Annotated in this window: 14 protein-coding genes and 1 other annotated feature; of the genes, 3 read left to right on the top strand and 11 right to left on the bottom strand. The window is 31.7% G+C overall.

From position 1 onward, the window contains the following. Nucleotides 1-7 precede the first annotated feature (7 nt). From prdA to G9F71_RS02105, 3 genes are all read right to left on the bottom strand, one after another. Nucleotides 8-2113: a D-proline reductase (dithiol) proprotein PrdA gene (gene prdA / locus G9F71_RS02115; RefSeq protein WP_164950429.1), complete on the bottom strand. Its 2106-nt coding sequence runs from the start codon at nucleotides 2111-2113 to the stop codon at nucleotides 8-10. 22 nt (nucleotides 2114-2135) lie between these two features. Then, on the bottom strand, nucleotides 2136-3440 hold the full coding sequence (gene prdC / locus G9F71_RS02110) for a proline reductase-associated electron transfer protein PrdC (RefSeq protein WP_164950428.1): 1305 nt from the start codon (nucleotides 3438-3440) through the stop codon (nucleotides 2136-2138). Between the two features lie 271 nt (nucleotides 3441-3711). Next, nucleotides 3712-5514: a sigma-54-dependent Fis family transcriptional regulator gene (locus G9F71_RS02105; RefSeq protein ID WP_224626150.1), complete on the bottom strand. Its 1803-nt coding sequence runs from the start codon at nucleotides 5512-5514 to the stop codon at nucleotides 3712-3714. A 282-nt stretch (nucleotides 5515-5796) separates the two neighbouring features. Continuing rightward, nucleotides 5797-6016: a binding site (T-box leader), on the top strand. Nucleotides 6017-6077: 61 nt separating this feature from the next. On the opposite strand from G9F71_RS02105, the gene proS reads away from it, so the two are divergent. Further along, the gene (gene proS / locus G9F71_RS02100) at nucleotides 6078-7514 is read left to right on the top strand and encodes a proline--tRNA ligase (protein WP_164946008.1); all 1437 of its coding nucleotides are present in this window, start codon (nucleotides 6078-6080) and stop codon (nucleotides 7512-7514) included. A gap of 114 nt (nucleotides 7515-7628) precedes the next feature. Here the strand turns inward: proS and G9F71_RS02095 are convergent, their stop codons facing one another. Then, a complete protein-coding gene (locus G9F71_RS02095) occupies nucleotides 7629-9332 on the bottom strand; it encodes a methyl-accepting chemotaxis protein (protein WP_164950427.1) in 1704 nt (567 codons plus the stop codon). 280 nt (nucleotides 9333-9612) lie between these two features. On the opposite strand from G9F71_RS02095, the gene dhaS reads away from it, so the two are divergent. Then, nucleotides 9613-10188, top strand: coding sequence for a dihydroxyacetone kinase transcriptional activator DhaS (gene dhaS, locus G9F71_RS02090; RefSeq protein WP_164950426.1), 576 nt, complete (start codon nucleotides 9613-9615; stop codon nucleotides 10186-10188). On the opposite strand, the gene G9F71_RS02085 is transcribed toward dhaS, so the two are convergent. Further along, nucleotides 10166-11053, bottom strand: a complete 888-nt coding sequence (locus G9F71_RS02085; RefSeq protein ID WP_164950454.1) for a LysR family transcriptional regulator — start codon at nucleotides 11051-11053, stop codon at nucleotides 10166-10168. The two genes, dhaS and G9F71_RS02085, sit on opposite strands and share 23 nt — an antisense overlap. 152 nt (nucleotides 11054-11205) lie before the next feature. Between G9F71_RS02085 and G9F71_RS02080 the strand changes: the two genes are divergently transcribed. Further along, complete coding sequence (locus tag G9F71_RS02080) at nucleotides 11206-12213, top strand: YeiH family protein (RefSeq protein WP_164950425.1); 1008 nt, start codon at nucleotides 11206-11208, stop codon at nucleotides 12211-12213. 116 nt (nucleotides 12214-12329) lie between these two features. Here the strand turns inward: G9F71_RS02080 and prfB are convergent. From prfB to G9F71_RS02050, 6 genes are all read right to left on the bottom strand, one after another. Continuing rightward, a protein-coding gene (prfB, locus tag G9F71_RS02075; RefSeq protein WP_187353491.1) for a peptide chain release factor 2 occupies nucleotides 12330-13434 on the bottom strand; the annotation gives its coding sequence in 2 pieces (ribosomal slippage) (nucleotides 12330-13355 and nucleotides 13357-13434; 1104 coding nt in all). Nucleotides 13435-13617: 183 nt separating this feature from the next. Beyond that, on the bottom strand, nucleotides 13618-16119 hold the full coding sequence (gene secA / locus G9F71_RS02070) for a preprotein translocase subunit SecA (RefSeq protein WP_164950424.1): 2502 nt from the start codon (nucleotides 16117-16119) through the stop codon (nucleotides 13618-13620). Nucleotides 16120-16370: 251 nt separating this feature from the next. Beyond that, nucleotides 16371-16904 (bottom strand): ribosome hibernation-promoting factor, HPF/YfiA family, encoded by a 534-nt coding sequence (hpf, locus tag G9F71_RS02065; protein ID WP_164950423.1) that lies wholly within the window; start codon nucleotides 16902-16904, stop codon nucleotides 16371-16373. A gap of 543 nt (nucleotides 16905-17447) precedes the next feature. Beyond that, on the bottom strand, nucleotides 17448-18026 hold the full coding sequence (locus G9F71_RS02060; protein WP_164950422.1) for a ComF family protein: 579 nt from the start codon (nucleotides 18024-18026) through the stop codon (nucleotides 17448-17450). A 74-nt stretch (nucleotides 18027-18100) separates the two neighbouring features. Beyond that, nucleotides 18101-19129: a hypothetical protein gene (locus G9F71_RS02055; protein ID WP_164950421.1), complete on the bottom strand. Its 1029-nt coding sequence runs from the start codon at nucleotides 19127-19129 to the stop codon at nucleotides 18101-18103. Between the two features lie 30 nt (nucleotides 19130-19159). After that, entirely contained in the window at nucleotides 19160-21403 is a 2244-nt protein-coding gene (locus tag G9F71_RS02050; protein ID WP_164950420.1) for an ATP-dependent RecD-like DNA helicase, read from the bottom strand. Between the last annotated feature and the right edge of the window lie 111 nt (nucleotides 21404-21514).

Here is a 21514-nt window from a genome sequence, read left to right as displayed (position 1 = left end):
TATCTCCTTATTTTCCTGAATATTTTTCTAATCTTTTTTTACTTACTGGAATTGAAGTTTCATTTTCTACTCTTTCAATAGAAACTGCATATGTTTTCTCAACAGATTCAAGATTGCTTTCCTTAACATTCGCATTCCAATGTCTTTCTGCTGCTACTACTTCTTCTCCTGCTATTGCAGTTTTAAGCATTGCGAGTGCACGAATTGCATCTTCTTTGCAAAGTGTATTACATCCTAAAACTTCATTTTCAATTCCTGCTTCTGATTTATTGTTGTCAACCATGTACTTAGTATACTTATTACCAACAACTAGAGCACCTTGAACTCCACAGAAAGACATTCCTACAACGCCAATTCCACGCATACCTATTTGCTCAATATGACTTGCAAAGTCGATATGGTTATTTCCAAATCCTTCTGTTGTAACAATAGCACCTGCAACATCCATTGTCTCAATAGTCATTCCAAGTCTTTCAGATACATAAAACTTTTCACTATTAATTTGTGGGCTTCCTACAAGTACAACTCCACAAAAATCAACTTCTGGATCATTCATTGCTGCTATAACAAGTGGCTCTCTCCAATAATGTCTTGAGCACTCTTTTGATGCTGGTCCTATGCAAGTTAATGCATGGATTCCGCCATCTAATACTTCTAGTGGTGAAAGTACAATTGGTAAATTTCCAAGATCAACGTTTGGTTTTCCACCAAGTATGCCAACTGGCTCTACTGGAAGAATTAAGTTATCATGCATTGCTCCTTGGCCCATGATTTCTTTTACTACTACTATTTTCTTTCTACCAGTTCTTCTATATTGAACAAATTCTTCATTATTTACTACTAAGCTTTCATCTAGTATCTTTAGAGCTTCTCTAATTTCTTGTGTAATCATGTCAGTTGCTTTATGAGCAGCAAAAGGACCTGGTCTTTCCATGTTTGTTCCTGCTACTATTGTAACTTGAGTTTTAATGAAAATTTCACCTTTATCTGGTGCACTTGGTCTTCCCCACATAATATTTTCTTCTAAAATACCTTCTGAAGAACCAAATTCTCCAATTTGAACGCCATTTTCATCTGTTCCAGTAACCATAACGATAACGCCATCTAATACTCTTGTTACCCCTTGACCTAATTTATGATCTCCTTCTTTTGTAGCAATTGGCTGTACATCCATGATTGTTTCACTATATGTGTTGTACTTATCTGGTGTAATTATATCAATTTTTATATCTGTAACAAGTTGGCTTATTTTTACAGCGTCTGTGCAGATATTCTCTCTAATATAAAGTGTAGTTCCTTCAATTTTAGTTTCAGGCCCAAACTTAACTTCTTCTATTTTGAAGTGTTTTTTAACAAGCTTTCTTACAATTTTGTCTTCAAGCTTTACTTCTGGAGCCTTACTTTCTTTTATAGTTTCTTTAGCTACAGGCATTGCAGCCGTTGCTGTTTTTACTGTTTCTACCGCTTGCATTCCATTTTGACTAAATGAATTAAGAGGGATTTCTATATCAATACCCTTACCTTCTGCAATTTTAATTTTTAACATTCCACCACTTATAACAGATGACATTACTGGTGTTTCAGCTTTCATAGACACTTCCTCCTTAAATCCTTCTAACATGCTTGGAGTTACAGGAGTTAATGCTACTGCATCTATTTTTAAAGTTGCACCAATTACTTCGCTTCTACTTAAAACACTCTCATCTAATTTTAGAAGTAGAGAGTCTTGTAGTTTATCAAAATGCATCGGGTTTTCTAAATCCTCAACTTTAATAACATCTCCTGCACTTTTATTATCTTTTAATACTGCCTTTTCATTACCATCAGTTAACTCTACTACTTTCTTTTCTTCTGTAGTATCAATTGCACCCTCTACTATTTCTGGTGTTAATGGTACTAGTGAATCAACTGTCTTAGTAAGTTTCGCCCCAATAACCTGACCTATTTTTAAGCAATTTCCAGGTATTGTTAACAATCCTGAATCCACTAAATCTGGGAATATTGATGGATCTTCTAAATTAGCTGCAGTAATAATTGTTCCCTCTTCTGTTCTACAACATACAACTGCGACTTCATTTTTAAACTCTGCTGCGTGCTCATCACTCATTGACATGAACATAACCTCCTTATTTTTTTTACTTTTCTTCCATTGCTAATCTTCTTGTAAGTGGATAATCTATTGTTCTAAATACATGATCTGTGTGGTGATATACTGGAATCCCCATTTTAGGAGCACAACACATTACTGTATTTGAGCAGTCACTACAATTTGCTATTAATACTCTTTTTGCACCTTGTTTTTTAAGGTAAAGTATTGCTTCTGCTTGCCCTGGACAATCTCCCGGAGTTAAGCATTTATTTAAACCTCTTACTTTAACTACATTTTTGCATGTTGCAACCCCAACTACATCTGAATGCATTTTTTCTGCAACATTTCGTAGTCTTGCTTCATCTGCTGCACAAGCACATACAAGGAGTCCTATTGGTCCTTCATATTTTGGAAGTGGTATTGTAACAATTGCACCACCTGATGTTTTTGTAACAACTGCACTTTCTATATCTTCAGATTTTCCTGTGTATGGTCCACCAATAATGATTTCACCATATTCTCCATCTATTCCACCCGCTTTTTCAATTAGGTATTTAACTGGAGTTCCTACAGGTACCTGTAAGAAAACATGACTTTCATTTCCGCCTTTTAATTTTCCAACTATTGTAACATCTTTATCTATTACTGGTTTACCTTTTTCCATAGCATTTGTTAGATTTTCTAAAGTTTCTCCATTTAGAACTACACATTTTGCTTCAAAAGGCAATTGATCAGGATTAAGCCATATTCCAAATATTTCATGAATCAATGCTCTTTCCTCACCCATTGGATATATATCTCTTAATTCTTTTACTTCTACATCCGTTGCTCCAGAAAGTGCTTTTTTAATTGATGCAATAGCTTTTTTGTTTTTTGCTTTTACTGCTATATAACCCTTTGGTGCCCCAGTTGCAGTCATAGCATATCTTATTCCCTTGATAATAGACTCTGGGGTTTTTTCTAAAACTTCTATATTATGATGTAATGCTGGTTCACATTCAACACAATTTGCGATTACATATCCATCAGGCACCTGCGACTTTAATTTAATATGAGTAGGAAATCCAGCTCCACCGGCACCAACAATACCTGCTTCATAAGCAGTATCTTCTATTTTTCCACATTTTTTGATTTTTATGTACTCCGTACTCTGATTGTCGTCAGCTAAAATAAAGATTTCATTTTCCGTAATTTTAGTTACTTTTCCAGTGATACTAGAATGAATTTTAGCTCCTAATCCCTCTGGGTTTGCAATACATTCGCCTCTTTTAACAATTTGTCCTTCTTTTACAATTGTAGTAGAAGGTGCACCTACATGCATTTTAAGAGGAAATTTATAGATCATTGGCATAAAACCACCTCCATATTATTTCACTTAAATATATACGCAATTAGTATGCCAACTTTTGAAGGATTTTATGCTTCACCTATAGATGTTGCAAATACTGGTTTATCAGTCTATAGGGTTCTTCAATACTCACTTTTCTTTTTTAATCAAAAAAAATAGCGTCTGTTTTCTGACACTATTTTTAGATCTCACTACTTAAAAGTCGTTTTATAACGCTTTGTAGTGGTATTTGTAGTGTCGAAAAACGGACACACTGTTCAGCTTTCTGACACTATTAACTTTGCTTTTCTAAAAGACCGTATTGATTTAATTTGTAATATAAGGTACTTCTCTTTAAATTTAATATTTTTGCAGCCTTCTGCTTATTTCCACCCACAGATAGCAATACTTCTGCTATGGTGTTTTTTTCCACACTCTCTACAATTTTTTCCAAATCATATTTATTTTGCTCTTGTTCCAAAATTTCACTTTCATTAGTATATAAGGCTAGCCTTTCTTTGTCTTCACTATTTTCTAGAATGTATTCTGGAAGGGTATCTAATGTAATTTTTCCTTCTGTAGAAAGTACAATCATTCTCTGTATTACATTTTTTAGTTCTCTAATATTTCCTTCCCACTTACAATTAACAAGCAGTGGATATATTCTTTCATCTATGCTATTTATGTCTATATTTTCTTTATTAGCTACTTGGTTTATAAATAAATCTGCCAATTCCTTTATATCTTCTTTTCGTTGCCTAAGTGGTGGCAATTCAATTTGAACAACCGCAAATCTATAATATAAATCCTCTCTAAATTTTTTTTCTTTCATTAAATCATTCAGATTCCTATTTGTGGCAGCTATGATGCGTGTATCTGTAGCAACGCCCTTTTCACTTCCCACTCTATATACTATGCCATCTTGAAGCACCCTTAAAAGCTTTACCTGCATTTCCATGGGCATATCCCCAATTTCATCTAAAAACAAAGTTCCATTACTAGCAAATTCAAATTTTCCCATTTTTCCTTTTCGGATGGCACCAGTAAAAGCGCCTTCTACATATCCAAAAACTTCGCTTTCAATTAAATTCTCAGGAATTGCACTACAATTCACCGCTACAAAATTCCCCACTCTACCGCTAGCTTCGTGAATCGATCTTGCAAACACCTCTTTTCCTGTACCACTTTCCCCAGTAATTAATATACTAGCAGAACTTTGCGCTACCTTTTGTGACATTGCAATAGCTTCGATTATTTTTTTGTTTTTTCCTACAATTGAAGAAAAAGTATAGTTTGCTGCAATTTCTTTCTTATACGCAATCTGTAATAATTCAACCTTCCTTTTTTCTTTTTCTAATTGTTTTGATAACGTTACCACTTCCGTAACATCTCGGTCTGTAGATACTACCGCCACTAATTTCCCTATATTATTGAATATGGGTACTGTACTTAGAACAACAAATTTACCTTTAACAGGTTCATTCCCCTCATTATCTCTTCGTTTTCCATCTTTTAAAGTCTTCATAATCAATGCATTTGGAAAAAAAGATCCAATATATTGTCCAAGTATGTTTTCAGCCCTTACACCATATAGTTGTTCTGAACTTTTATTCCAATAGTTTACTATTCCACTATCACTACAAATACATACTGCTTCATGTAAGTTATCAATAATATTATTTTGAAGATCAAACATTTCATCAATTTTCAAATAAAAAGTGTCTCTTATATTATTGCTAGTAATTACTCCTTTAATTATTTTATTTTCTATTACTGGTAATCTTCCTATTCCATTCTCTATCATTAAATTTCTTGCAACTCTAGCAGAGGCATTCATGTCTATGGTGACTACATTTTTGTTAGTATATTTTATAACTTCTTCCTGAAAGGATATGTTTTTATTTTTTTTAATTTTAGCTATATCTTTTCTTGTAAAAACACCAATGAGCATACCTGCTGAATCTACTACTAAAACCTCATCTTTGTTTGCATCAATCATTTTATTTAAAGCCTCTTTGATGCTTTCACTGGCCTTTACTTTTATGAATTTTTTATTCATAATTTCCTTTACAGTGTAAAACATTTCTGCAATTACCAATTCATCACCCTCTTTACTATTTCCCTATTTATTTCATTATACTAACTTTATTTAAAATAACAAAGCAAACCCTTGAATTATATAAAAATTATTAGGATTCTATACTCTAATTACTTTGCTCTATTCTTTAATATACATGCACCTCTTCAAGCATATTTCATTAAATTGTATGCAAAATGTTAAAACTCCTAATTTGAGGTAAAAATAGTCTTGACATATTATTATTTTTATTCTATGATTAATTCTAAAGTATAAAATAAACTATCATTAAAAGTGAATATACCCAATACAAAGAAAAGGATTAGTAAAAATGAAATCTTTTCACAGCGAGAAAATCATTGGTGTAAGATTTTTAAAAGATCATTTTGAACCCACCTTGGAGTTCTGTACGAAATGTTTTTTTTGCAGTAAGCTACAGCGGCTTTCTACCGTTATCTAGAATCTGAGTGGATATTTTTTATATCAACTAGGGTGGTACCACCGATAATTCTCGGTCCCTTTTGGGGATGGAGCTTTTTTTGTATTCATTTTTAAATATTTTGTTAAATGAGAGGAGATTAATTATGGAAAAAGAAAAAAAATTTGTAGAATCTATTGCCTCTATGGAAGATGATTTTGCACAATGGTATACAGATATTGTTAAAAAAGCAGAGCTTGCTGATTATGCAAGCGTTAGAGGTTGTATGGTAATTAGGCCTTATGGATATGCTATTTGGGAAAATATTCAGAAAATTTTAGATCAAATGTTTAAAGATACCGATCATGAAAATGTATATATGCCAATGTTCATTCCTGAAAGTCTTCTAAAAAAAGAAGCAGATCACGTTAAAGGCTTCGCACCAGAGGTTGCTTGGGTAACACATGGTGGTAACGAATTATTAGCAGAAAGACTTTGCGTAAGGCCTACTTCCGAAACATTATTTTGCGATCACTATGCAAAGATAATTCAATCTTACAATGATCTTCCTAAACTATATAATCAATGGTGTTCTGTAGTAAGATGGGAAAAAACCACAAGACCTTTTCTTAGAAGCTCAGAATTTTTATGGCAAGAAGGTCATACAGCTCATGCAACTGCGGAAGAATCAAAAGCAGAAACCCTTAAAATGTTAAATATATACGCAACTTTTTGTGAAGAAACCCTTGCAATTCCAGTTATAAAGGGTCAAAAAACAGAAAAAGAAAAATTTGCAGGAGCAAAAGACACTTACACAATTGAAAGTTTAATGCATGATGGAAAAGCACTGCAATGTGGTACTTCTCATAACTTTGGAGATGGTTTTGCCAGAGCATTTAACATTCAATATACAGATAAAACGGGTAAACTTGCTTACGTTCACCAAACTTCTTGGGGAATGTCTACAAGACTTATCGGTGCTATAATCATGGTTCATGGTGATGAAAGTGGTTTGGTTCTGCCACCAGCAGTAGCTCCAATTCAACTTATAATAGTTCCAGTTGCACTTCATAAAGAAGGCGTAATTGAAAAAGCTACAGAACTTAAAAATATGTTATCAAAAGTAGCTAGAGTAAAAATGGATACCAGCGACAAAATGGCTGGATGGAAATTTAGCCAATACGAAATGAAAGGTGTCCCACTACGACTAGAAGTTGGACCAAAAGATATAGAAAAAAATCAAGTAGTATTAGTTAGACGTGATACAAGAGAAAAAATTATTGTTCCAATTCCTGAACTAGAAGCATTAGTACCAGAGATTTTGAAAGATATTCAAAATTCACTACTTGAAAAAGCTAGAAATATACAAAACAAAAGAACCTTTAGTACAACTACAGTAGAAGAACTAAAAAATCTTCTAGATAAAACTTTAGGATTTGTTGATGCTCCATGGTGTGGAGATTTGGCTTGCGAAGAAAATGTAAAAGAAGTAGCTGGCGCATCTTCTAGATGCATGCCACTGGATCAACCAGAGAAAAAAGGTGTTTGCTTATGTTGTGGAAAACCAGCTAAAGCTATAGTAACTTGGGGTAGAGCTTACTAAAATTAGACGTCAGCTCTAAGATTAAATTTAAAATAAAAATAAAAATCGTATCACTTTATAAAAAAGTGATACGATTTTTTTTGCATTTTTTAATAAACACTGTACAATTTTCAACTAATTCACTATACAAATATCGGCCATGACAACCCCTTTTATTTCACCATTATTATCTTTAAAAGGCACAGAAATAGCAATGCAATAATTATAAGAGACATTAGATATATATGGCTCACTCCTAAATTCTTTTCCTGCTACTGAAGCTCTAAAATAAGGCCTAAAGGAGTAATTATTACTGCCTTTAATTATATTTTCTGTTGCAAATCTCATATTACCTTCTGAATCTATAACTCCAATATATTCAAATTGCATATATGAGCTTTTTCTATTTTTCAATAGCTCAGAAGTATGCTCTATTGAATACCCTTTTGAACTTAATTCTATTGCAATTGACTTCAATATCTCTAGCCCTTCTTTTATAATATTGTTTTCTTTTTCTCCTAAGGTAATATTATTTGTAAAATTCTTTAACTGACCATCAATTTCATCTGCAGTCTTGTTCATCTTCCCGACTATCACGGACATATTATGCATTGTTGTGGTTTGTTCTTGCGCCGCTGCTGAAACTTCTTCTGTAATAGCTAGTGACTGTTGTGTTATTGAGCTTACTTTATCCATAAGTTCATTTACATGTTCTGCTTCGCTGGCAGTTTCTACTGCTAGTATAGAAATTTCATCTACAGCATCATAAGTTAATTTCGTTGAATCGATTACTTTGCTAAAAGATTCTTTTGCTTGCTCTACAAATTCAACATTTTCTTCAATTTTTTTTACTTCTTCTTTAGCTTCTATACTTATTATAGAAATTTTTTCGATAATATTTGTGGTTATTTTCCCAATGTCTCCTACTGAACTCGAGGATTGCTCTGCAAGTTTTCGCACTTCATCAGCCACTACTGCAAACCCTTTTCCTTGTTCTCCAGCTCTAGCTGCTTCTATTGCAGCATTTAATGCAAGTAAGTTGGTCCTTTCACTAATGTCTGTAACAACTTGAATTATAGTATTAATCTTATGAATCTCATCTTGCAATGTCTGAATTGTATGCGCTAGTTTGGAGTTAGATAATGCTGTGTCTTCCATTTTATCAGTGAATTTAGCAAACATTTCAGTATTGATCTGGATTACCTGAATCATATTTTTCGCAATATCTTTTGCATTTTCTGCAAACTTAGCAATCTTATCCGCATTTTTCCACATCTGCTGCGTGTTTTCTTTTGTGGAAATTGAAGCCTCCGCTTGAGTTGTTGCACCTACTGCTACCTCTAAAATGGCAGTGGATATTTCATTGGCCGTTGCCTCCGTTTGCTGCGCACTACTTTGGAGCGTATCTGCAAGGTCTCTATTCATCTGTGAGACTTGCATAACTTCGCACAATACCTTTCTTATATTTTGGACTATTTCATTAATATTTGTAGCAATAACTTCACCAACTCCATTTGCTTTTACTCTAACTGTAAATTGCCCTTCTGCTAATTTTTTTGTTTGATTATCTATAGTTTTCATTGAGTGATTCATATTTTTAATTAATATTAAAATAATGCAAAATAGCACAATGCTAAAAATCAAACTAAGTCCAATATTATATTTTACATAAATACTATTTATACCTAATGATACAATTTCCAATTCCTTAGCTGGTATATTACCCTGAGAAAGCACTGTTTTAAACGATTTGGATGCTAAATTTAAAAATAACATATTAAAAATCGTTGCAGAAAGCAAAAAAAATAGTAAGCTAAATCCTGCTGTTTTTCTTTCCATTATTAATCCCCCTAAAGTATATTTTATTTTATTATTTGTTTTTAAACTATTTTAAAATTATAATTAAAAACAATATCTTCATTGTATTTCTTCTACATAATGGTATAGAATTCCTTCTTATTACAAATAAAACACATATATCCCAGTGGATACTTTCTTAATATTATAACATATATAAAAATTGCTTTTGTTGAATGCTCCTATTCTTTTTGTTATAATACTATTAGTAAAAGTTAATATTATTATCTTTTATTAATACTTATGCTTGTAGGTGAAAATAATGTCAGGATCACAGCTAACAAAAAAAGCTCTTGCCTTATCAATTAAAAAATTAATGGAAACAATCCCATTATCCAAATTATCAATACAAGAAATTGTGGATAACTGTGGAATTAACAGACAAACCTTTTATTATCACTTTAAAGATAAATTTGATCTTGTAAATTGGATTTATTATACTGAGGCAATAGAAAATATAGATAATTGTAAAAACTATGCCCATTGGACTGATGGCATGTATAAAACTTTAGTTTATTTTTTGAGTAATAAATCTTTTTATATTAACGCCCTTAATACTCCAGGCCAAAATGCATTTGATGGATATCTTTTTGAAAAAACCTATGATCTTATTATGGGAGTAATAAACGATATATCCTCAAAAATAAAAGTTTCAGACAAAGATAAAAACTTTATTGCAGATTTCTACACCTATGCTTTTGTAGGTATAACCGTCCAATGGATAAAAAATAGCATGAGGGAATCCCCAAAAACAGTTGTAGGCAACCTAAATGAAATGATTGAAGGAAGTATGCTAAGTGCTTTAACTAGATATGCTACTTATCATAAAGAAATTTAAAACAAAAATCCATAAACTCCTCAATAAATTTTTCTTGGTACAAATAAACAAAATTAAATTCTCTTTTGATATGAAACCCCACAATTGCAACTTCTTTTATAGTTCCGATTTTAAGCTCTTTCCTTATACTTTCTCTTGATATAATTGTATACCCAAGATTTAACTCAACTAAAGATTTAATTGCGCTAATACTTCCTATTTCCATATAACCCTTTAAATCATTTAGTTCATAACCAAGTTTAATAAGACTATTTTCTAATATATCTCTAGTTCCTGACCCTTTTTCTCTTAATATAAGATTACCATTAATTACATCTTCTATATCAACTTCCTTTGCTTTTGCAAAAGCATGATCTTTTGAAACAGCTAGAACTAATTCATCCTCTTTAAATTTCTTATACTTAAATTTATTTTTATCAAATAATCCTTCAATCATTGCAAAATCGATTTTTCCATTTACTAGTTTTTTTAATATTTCTTCTGTATTATTTACTTGGAGCAAAATATCTATGTTTTCATATAATTTCTTATGCTCGCCTAATAAATAGGGTAAAACATAGCCTCCAATTGTCATACTAGCACCTATATTATAGGTTTTTATGCTTGCTGATTTATTCTTTAAATTCATTTCTAACCTTCTATATAATACATCTATTTGCTCAGCGTATTTTAATAAGATTAAGCCCTCCTGCGTTAAATTAAAGCCCTTGCCCTGTTTTACAATAAGACGAACTTCATAGCTTTCCTCTAAAAATTTTATATGCTGTGATACAGCTGGTTGAGTTATATTTAATAGTGCTGCTGATTTTGTAAAACTTTTAGTGCTGGCAAGGGTTATGAATGTTACAAGTCTAATATCTAGCAAATTTATCTCTCCAATCATAATAATTTGTTATATCTTATGATAACATATAACAAATGCTTATACTTGTATAAGCATTTATAATTTGATTTTAATTTAAACTGGTATTATTATTATTAGTAAGTGACAAGGATAAAAGATGAGGAGACGTTATTATGAATTGGTTTAAACAAAACATTCAAGGAATACTATTTGCATTTGTTATAGCACTTATTTCCACCTGGCTAGGAAGTATTTTACCAATAGTTGGTGGCCCTGTATTTGGTATCGTTTTAGGTATTATTATAAATAATGTAATTGGAAAACCCAAAAATACTTTAAAAGGGATAGGCTTCACTTCTAAAAAAATACTTCAATGGGCAATAATTGTGCTTGGTGCCGGATTAAGTTTTACTAAGGTATTACAAACAGGTATGGATTCATTATCTGTTACGTTTTTCACCTTATCTGCAGCCTTTATATCGGCTTATGTCTTCGGGAAATTACTAGGCATTCCTTCAAAGCTAAAATCTTTAATCGGTGTAGGTACTGCCATATGCGGAGGCTCCGCCATTGCTGCAATAGCTCCTATAATAGAAGCTGATGAAATGGAAATAGCATACTCAATTTCTACTATATTTTTATTTAATATTATTGCAGTTCTTATTTTCCCACCCCTTGGCCATTTACTTCATTTTTCCGATAAAGCCTTTGGACTTTGGGCTGGTACTGCTATTAATGACACTTCCTCAGTGGTTGCTGCGGGTTACGCTTATAGTAATGCAGCAGGAAGCTATGCAACTATAGTTAAACTTACAAGAGCTACTTTAATCATACCCATTTCAATTATATTTAGTATCGTAGTTGCTTTTAAAAAGAAAAAAGAAGCAAAAATCGATAATACTGTTAATTTCAGCATAAGTAAAATATTTCCTTGGTTCATATTATGGTTTTTAGTAGCTTCACTATTAAATACTTTAGGATTATTTAAAGGAAACAGCATATCTTACATAAATACTTTGGGCAAATTTATGATAGTAATGGCTCTTTCAGCTATAGGCTTATCCTCTGACTTTAAGAAAATGATGAAAAATGGTGTTAAGCCTATCTTTTTAGGTCTTATAGTCTGGTTTACAGTTGCCATTGTTAGTATAGCTGTGCAAGTTATAACAAAACAAATGTAAAAACCTACATTTTCATGTTCCACTAATATTTTTAAATTCACCCTTTCTACTTAATTATCACGTATGTCTTAAATAAAATAATCCGGTAGAATAATTAAATATTCTACCGGATTATTTTATTTATTCATTCTAAGGTACTCTTCGATGAAAATATCTATATCCCCATCCATAACCGCATCTACATTTCCCATTTCTGTATTAGTTCTATGGTCTTTAACCAAATTATACGGGTGAAATACATAAGATCTAATTTGACTTCCCCAGCCATTATCTTTTAAATCTCCAGTTAAATCTTCAATTCTATCCTTTTTAGCTCTTTCCTTTAAATCTAAAAGTTTTGCCATAAGCATCTTCATTGCAGTTTGTTTATTACTATGCTGACTTCTTTCATTTTGACACTGAACTACTATGCCCGTAGGTATATGCGTAATCCTTATTGCTGACTCAGTTTTATTTACATGTTGACCTCCAGCACCACCAGACCTGTAAGTGTCTATTCTGAGGTCATCAGGTCTTATATCGATATCTTGACTTTCAGTTAGCTCTGGAAGCACTTCGCAAGAAGCAAAGGAAGTTTGTCTTTTTCCATTTGCATTAAAGGGTGAAATTCTTACAAGTCTATGCACTCCCTTTTCAGCTTTTAGATATCCATAGGCAAACTCACCAGTTATTTTTAATGTAACTGCTTTAATACCTGCCTCATCAGAGGGCTGATAATCTAAAACTTCAATTTTATATCCCTTCTTTTCACACCATCTTGAGTACATCCTATACAGCATTTCTGTCCAATCTTGAGCATCATTTCCACCTGCACCGTTGTGAAGGGTTAAAATAGCATTATTTATATCATATTTTCCAGACAGTAAAATTTCTATCCTAAACCTGTCAATATCATGGGCTACATCTCTTAATTCGCTTTTTATTTCTCCTATAGAGGAATCATCTTCTTCCTCTGTACTAAGCTCAATAAGCACATCTAAGTCCTCTATTTTACTGATCAATAGGTTAAATCTATCAATTTTGTCTTTAATCGACTTAGCTTTCTGAGCAATTTCTTGTGCTAGGTCAGTATCATCCCAAAAACTAGTTTCTTGCATTTTAAATTCAAACTCTCTTAATTCTTTTTCCAATGTTGTTATGTCAAAGAGACACCCTGATTTCTTCTACGTTAACTTTTACTACATTTAATTCACTTACTATTTCTTCTATTTGTACTATCAATTATTGCACCCCTTTTTTAATTAAAAATTGACAGTAAACAGTTTAGTTTTAGTTTTTCCACTGGGAAAAATTTTATTAACTGTCAACTGTCAACTGTCATCTGTCAATTTTCAACTATTACTATTCCTTATTTTATCCAGAATTACTAACCCTTGCTAAGTTCTCCGAAACAACTAATAATTATTAGCCTCTGCCACAGCAGTTTTTATATTTCTTCCCTGACCCACAAGAACAGTCATCATTTCTTCCTGGTTTAACTTCTTTTTTATTTGGCTCTTTTTTAGCGGAATCATCATGATTGGTTGATGTAATCTTGGCAACCATTTCTCTTTCAGGTGCTTTTTCTATTTGCACGTGGAATAAGTATTTAACTGTTTCCGTCTTTATGTTTTCAATCATTTCAGCAAACATATCGCTACCTTCCATTTGGTAGGCTTGTGATGGATCTTGTTGCTTATAAGCTCTAAGTCCAATACCTTGCTTTAAATGCTCCATATCATCAATATGGTCCATCCATTTGCTGTCTACAACCCTTAGAAGAATAACTCTTTCAACTTCTCTCATTTGTTCCTCACCGAAATGTTCTTCTTTCTCGGCATACATTTTCACAGCTATGTCTAAAAGAGTAGTCTTAATTTCTTCATTAGATGTTTTACCCAATTCTTCTATTGAAACAATACCCTTCGGAAGATATATTTGTTCAAGGAAATTAATTAATTTTACTAATTCCTCATCAAAACTTTCCTCTATGCCCGTAATATGAGATTCCACTGCAGTTAAAACAACATCTTTTATCATTTCTTCAACTTGATCTTTTATGTTTTCTCCTTGAAGAACCTCTGTTCTTTGTCTATATATTATTTCTCTTTGTTGATTCATTACATCATCGTATTGAACAACATTCTTTCTTATATCAAAATTATTTCCTTCAACTTTCTTTTGAGCACTTTCTATAGCTCCACTTACCATTTTACTTTCGATAGCATCTTCATCAGTTAAACCTAATTTTTCTACTACTCCTTGAAGTCTTTCTGAACCAAATATTCTCATTAAATCATCTTCTAGTGATATGTAAAATCTTGAGCTTCCTACATCTCCTTGACGACCAGAACGTCCTCTAAGCTGATTATCAATACGTCTAGATTCATGTCTTTCAGTTCCAATTATCTTGAGTCCTCCAGCTTCAACAACTCCATCTTCAAGCTTAATATCCGTACCACGACCTGCCATATTAGTTGCTATAGTAACCATGCCAAGTGCTCCTGCATGGGATATTATATCAGCTTCTTTTTCATGATATTTAGCGTTAAGTACTTGATGAGGAATTCCACGCCTTTTAAGCATTTCAGATAATAATTCTGATTTCTCTATACTAACAGTACCTACAAGAACAGGTTGCTTAATTTTATATGTCTCAACTATTTCATCTACTATAGCCTTATATTTTCCCTTAACAGTTTTATAAACTAAATCTGCATTATCAACTCTCGCCAGTGGCCTATTAGTAGGTATTACTAATACGTCAAGTCCATATATTTCTCTAAATTCATTTTCTTCTGTAAGTGCAGTACCAGTCATACCTGATAACTTATTATACATTCTAAAATAGTTTTGGAAGGTAATTGTAGCAAGAGTTTTTGACTCTTTTTCAATTTTAACGCCTTCTTTTGCTTCAATAGCTTGGTGAAGTCCATCACTGTATCTCCGGCCTTCCATAAGTCTTCCAGTAAACTCATCTACAATTATAACTTCTCCATCTTTATCCATGTAATCTTTATCTTTTCTCATGATATAGTTTGCTTTTAAAGCCTGAACCACATGATGTTGTACATTCATATTTTCTGCATCAGCATAATTTTCTAAGTGGAAATATTTTTCTGCTTTGTCTATACCAACATCAGACATTATAACCGCACTAGCTTTTTCATCTATAGTATAGTCTTCTTCCTTCACAAGTCCCTTAACAAAATAATCTGCTACTTTATAAAAATCTGTAGATTTTTCTCCTTCTCCAGATATTATAAGGGGTGTTCTAGCTTCATCTATTAATATGGAGTCAACCTCATCCACCACTACAAAATTTAGTTTTCTTTGAACTCTTTCTTCTTTATAAACAACCATATTATCTCTTAAATAATCGAATCCAAATTCATTATTTGTTCCATAAGTTATATCTGAATTATAGGCCTCTTGTCTTTGAGTTTGGTCTAAATCATGAATAATTACTCCCACAGTAAGTCCTAAAAATTCATGTATTCTCCCCATCTCATCTCTATCTCTTTTTGCAAGATAGTCATTAACTGTAACTATGTGGACACCCTTTTCTGTCAACGCATTTAAATATGATGGGAGTGTAGCCACTAGTGTCTTTCCTTCACCAGTTCTCATTTCAGTTATTCTTCCTTGGTGTAGTATTATACCACCTATTAATTGCACTCTAAAATGCTTCATGTTAAGAACTCTCCATGAAGCTTCTCTTACTGCTGCAAAGGCTTCAGGTAATATATCATCCAAAGTCTCTCCATTACTTAGCCTAGTCTTAAATTCTGCTGTTTTCGCCTTAAGCTCTTCATCAGTTAAGCTAGTCATTTTTGCATCTAATTCTTCTATCTTATCTACTGTTGAAATTATCCTTTTTATTTCTCTATCACTATAACTACCAAATAACTTATTGAAAAATTTCATAATTTCCATCCTCACTATTCCTATTAATAATTCCTATTAATAATTCCTAAATATATTATTTAAATTATACCACTTAATTTGCTCGTATTCAACTTATATGACTTGTTAATTGTAAAATTATTGTTAATATTCTTCCATTGTCATATTGTGTAGAATGCAGGTTTAAAAAATGATTTTGAAAAGCTATCATATTTTTTAAATAAAAAAGGACTAAAGTAAGTTTATCCTTACTTTAGTCCTTTTAATAAGTATTAAAATTCTGGCTCTATCAATCCATAATTCCCATCTTTTCTTTTATATACTACGTGCACTTCTGATGTTTCATCACTCATATATACGAAAAAGCTATGACCAACGAGCTCCATTTGAAGTACTGCTTCCTCTGCTGACATAGGCTTAAATGCAAATTTCTTTGTCTTTACTATCTTAGGATCCAGGTCTTCTTCTTGGCTACTACTATATAATGGTATACCCTTAAACTTAAGAGAAGTTCCACGATTTCTTTTTTCTAATTTTGTTTTATGTTTTCTAATTTGTCCTTCTAATTTATCAACAACAAGATCTAATGAAGTATACATATCTTCATTTTCCTCTTCTGCTCTTAAAACAACTTCATTAAAAGGAATTGTAACCTCTATAGTATGTCTATTCTTATGAACACCCAAAGTTATCTGAGCTTCAACATCCGGATTAAAATACTTATCGAATCTAGATATTTTCTTTTCCATAATATTTTTCAAGGCCTCTGTTATCTCTATGTTTTTTCCTATTATTCTAACTTTCATACTGTCCAGCCCCTTTCTAATATCTATACAATGCTAGATTGCTAAGCATGTTATATAGTGTATTTCTATAATATTACTTTTAATACTAAATAGCAACCATTAAAATCAGAATTTACATAATATTATTGCAATTTAAAGCATGTTATCACAATATTGCTTATTATTCCCCTGTTTATTTACGTATATTGTACATTGTTTATAGGCTCACCTTATGGTATAGTTAAATTACACGAATTTTCAAAAAAACATATTGAATTAAATATATATATATTCTTATATGCAAAAAAAAATAAAAACTCCTAATATGATATTAGGAGTTTTTATGTATTAAGTTAGTTGACCTGGTCTTTGACCCCACACTCGCCTGCTGGAGCTTTTGCTACCCGGAATTAACCTCTCACTACTTACACTCTCGTCTACTAAACGGCAGGACTAACCTCTAAGCCGCACCATGCTCGCTAAACTTTGTTTAACTTACGTGGATCGTTTCGCCTGCGACTGGCATCGACTTTCAACCACAAACCTAACTTACTACAATAAGTATTATACCTTACTTTTGGCTATAGTCAATATGCAAACATTATTTATTCCACTTTCTTTTAACCTGTGTGCACAATTAAAGGCTGTAGCCCCAGTAGTCATAACATCATCAACTATTAAAATATTTTTATTTTTTATAAATTTATTTTCTTTAATCTCAAAACATTTTTCCATGTTACTCCAACGCTCTTCACCACTTAGACCTATTTGATCCTTAGTATCCATAGTTTTAATTAAATTACAAAATACGGGTATATCTAGAAACCTTGATAAATAATTTGCCAAAAACTCACTTTGGTTATAGCCTCTATTTTTTTGTGCTTTTTTAGTCATGGGTACGTAAGCTATTAAGTCAAACTTTAGTTCATTGCTTTTTACAAGTTCTAGCATGTATTTTGCTAAAATTTCTCCACATGCAAAATCGCTTTTATATTTTAGCCTGATAATTAACTCTTTTACTATATTTGAATAATAAAACACTGACCAAACAAGATATTTTTCTTCATTATGGCATATATAAAAGCTTTCGGTGCATCGCCTTAATTTTTTCCTACAATGAGTGCATAATGGTTCGCACTCCATGGTATATTCATTGCAGATCACACAATTTTCATCACCTGAATATATAAGCTGAACTAAACAATAAATTAAATTTTTTATATATTTAATAATCCTTTTTCCCACGCTTTCTCATTAAATTTTCTAGCTATATTTTGAGCCTTATCCATTTGCGTAGTTTCAACATTAGCTAAAAATATCGCCTCACCCCTTTGTATATTTTCATATCTTCCAACCTTACTTGATAGATATAACAGTTGCTTATGATTAAATTTGATATTATCAGCAAAATAGACTATAACATCCACCGCATGGAATTCTAGATAGCTTTCTTCAAAGTCATTAGTTACTATTATTCCCTTATCTTTATTCATAAACACTATGGGAATACTCGCATCACTTTTTTTACTAATATATAAAAATAAATTCTCACTCAACTTTTCTTTCAAATTGCTTAAATACTTAAATACAGTAGTAGCTTTTTCGGCGTCTGGCGTAAAAATTATTACTTTTCTATTAGATATAATTGACCAATTTAGATATTCATAAACTACCAAAGGTATGTCAATATTAAGATTTATTCTAGTAGTTATAATTCTAGGCTCTATAATTGGAATTTTATTATTTGTTAACGGAAATATAATAGTTGCACCTCCACCTAAAATATTCTCTACGGAAAAAGCTATAGCTGTACCTTCTACACTGCACATTTTCAATAATATTTTTTTTATTTGTTGTTTGTTATATTTAGGAAAATTTCTAATCTCATTATAAATAACCAAATCAAATTTTTCTTGGAGTCCTAATGCACTTTCATGATTGCATATATATAAATGCTCATTGACACTGCTATAATTTGCTCCACTGGTACATACATATTTTCCTAAATTACTAAAATTATCTATAAAGTAAATAATATCAATTTTGCGCACATCTTCGTTAGTTATATACAATATATTTTTCTTTTCATTAGCATATGCAATTATAGTTTCAAGCAATATATCAGAGGAATTATAAAACATGGACACAACATCAATTCTTTTTTTGCCATTTAATGAACAGTTTAAAATTTCTTTGCTAATTTCATCTTTTTCCTTACTAAGGTTTAAATTTGCGTAGAAATACATGTAAAATCTCCTTTACAGCTAAATATTAATTTAATTGTGCTGATTTTCATCATGGCTTAAATCCGCATCTACTATTTCTCTTATTCTCCATCCTAGCGCAGAATATCTTTCAAAACTTCTATTATTATCCTTCATAAAATTAATAGCTTTTATTTTTCCCACTAAAACAACCATGTTTTTCGCCCTAGTTATTCCTGTATAAAGCAAATTTCTGTTCATTAAAAGTGGTGGTCCCATAAACATAGGCATAATTACAACTTCAAACTCACTACCTTGACTTTTATGTATAGTAATAGCATAAGCTAAAGTTAGTTCATCTAAAAATACTCCCTCATATTCTACCCGCTTATCGTCATCAAAAACTACAATGACATTTTCATTATCTTCATCGATATCGCAAACATACCCTACATCCCCATTAAAAATTCCAACGCCATCTTTTTCATGATTTGCACTCAATTTATTCCATTTCATAGAATAATTATTCTTAACTTGCATGACCTTGTCCCCTACCCTAAATATAGTATTCCTATATTCCTTTTCTTTCTTATATTTAGACTTAGGATTCAATATTGCCTGAAGCTTTTCATTTAAATTTTCTATACCTAGTATTCCTTTTCTCATAGGTGAAAGTATTTGAATATGTTTCATTTTGTCCCACTCTTTGTTGAATTTCGGAAGCCTTGTATTAATTAACGTGATTATACTGTCTAAAATTTTGTCTGGCTCATCATTTTCAATAAAATAAAAGTCCTTATCCTTTTTGTTTAAGATAGGCATTTCACCATTATTAATTTTATGAGCATTTACAATAATCATACTTTCCCTAGCTTGCCTAAAAATCTCCTTAAGCTTAACTACTTTAACGCAGTTGCTATCAATTATGTCCCTTAATACATTCCCTGGACCCACAGATGGCAATTGATCAACATCACCCACAATTATAAGTCTAGTTCCTATGCTGATAGCTTTTAATAAACTATTCATAAGCATTATATCTATCATAGAAGCTTCATCGATAATTAGCACATCACAATCTAAAGGTGTCTCCTCGCCTCTAAAAAACTGCGACCCATCATCGCCGCCCATTCCAAGCTCGAGTAACCTATGTATAGTTTTAGCTTCCCTACCAGTAGCTTCTGTCATTCTTTTAGCCGCCCTCCCAGTAGGCGCAGCCATAAATACTTTCATTCCCGCTTTTTCAAACACATCTATAATACAATTGATTATAGTAGTTTTGCCTGTTCCAGGACCTCCAGTTATAACCTCTATACTATTTGCCGCAGCACCACAAATAGCAGCTTTTTGAGACATTGCAAATTTTATATTTTTTTCACTTTCAAATTTTTCAATTTCCTCTTCAATGTCTAAATCTAATTTTTCATATTTTGCTATAGATAAATTTATAACTTTTTTAGTAATACTTAATTCACAATAGTAGAAAGGCATAGTGAATACACATTTTTCTTCTTCAATATTTTCCACTTTCAATTTTCCCTGCACAACATTGTCAAAAATATTCTTCTCAATTTCTTCTTCGGAAACTCCAAGAATGTTTTTAGCTTCCTTATGTAACCTGACCAGGGGCATATAAGTATTTCCCATAGCACAAAATTCATTAACAACATAATTAATTCCACTTTGTATTCTAAAAGGTGATTCTTTGTCAATACCTAAACTTCGAGCTATCTTATCAGCAATTTTAAATCCTACGCCAGCAATAGTTTCTGTTAACACATATGGATTATCTTGTACTACCTTTATAGCGTCTCCTCCATATTTTTTATAAATCTTAACGCATTGATTAGGTGTTACTCCATAGGTTTGAAGAAATATCATTATGTTTTTAACTTCTCGTTGCTTAGAATAAGATTCCAAAATTAATTTAATCTTTTTTTCTCCTACACCATCAATTTCCCTTAGCCTTTGGATTTCATTATCTAGTATATTCATGGTATTTTCTCCAAAGTGCTTTACAATTTTTTTAGCAGTTACTGGTCCAATTCCTTGAATAACTCCTGAAGCTAAATATTTTTCTATACCTGCAATAGAACTAGGTATTATTTCCTCACAGGAAACTATTCTAAATTGCTTTCCAAATTGAGGATGATTAACCCATTCTCCCGTTAATTTCAAATTTTGACCTTCACTTATGTAGGGTACAATTCCTACAACGGTTATTTGCTGCTTTACAGCATGCAAATGAGCAATAATATACCCATTTTCTTCATTGTGAAATACTATATCTTCTATGATTCCTTGTATTTCTGGCATAAAATCTCCCCTATTTATAAATTTATACAGTAGCAATACTATTAATATTAATATAAGTATTGTTCTTATTATATCATATGTACTTTACGTTTTTCACCTTCAGTATACCCC

The sequence above is a fragment of the Clostridium sp. FP2 genome (genome assembly GCF_011065955.2).
Taxonomy (GTDB): domain Bacteria; phylum Bacillota; class Clostridia; order Clostridiales; family Clostridiaceae; genus Clostridium_AD; species Clostridium_AD tagluense.
Note: the sequence above shows the minus strand (reverse complement) of the source record. Positions and strands in the feature narration are given on the sequence as shown.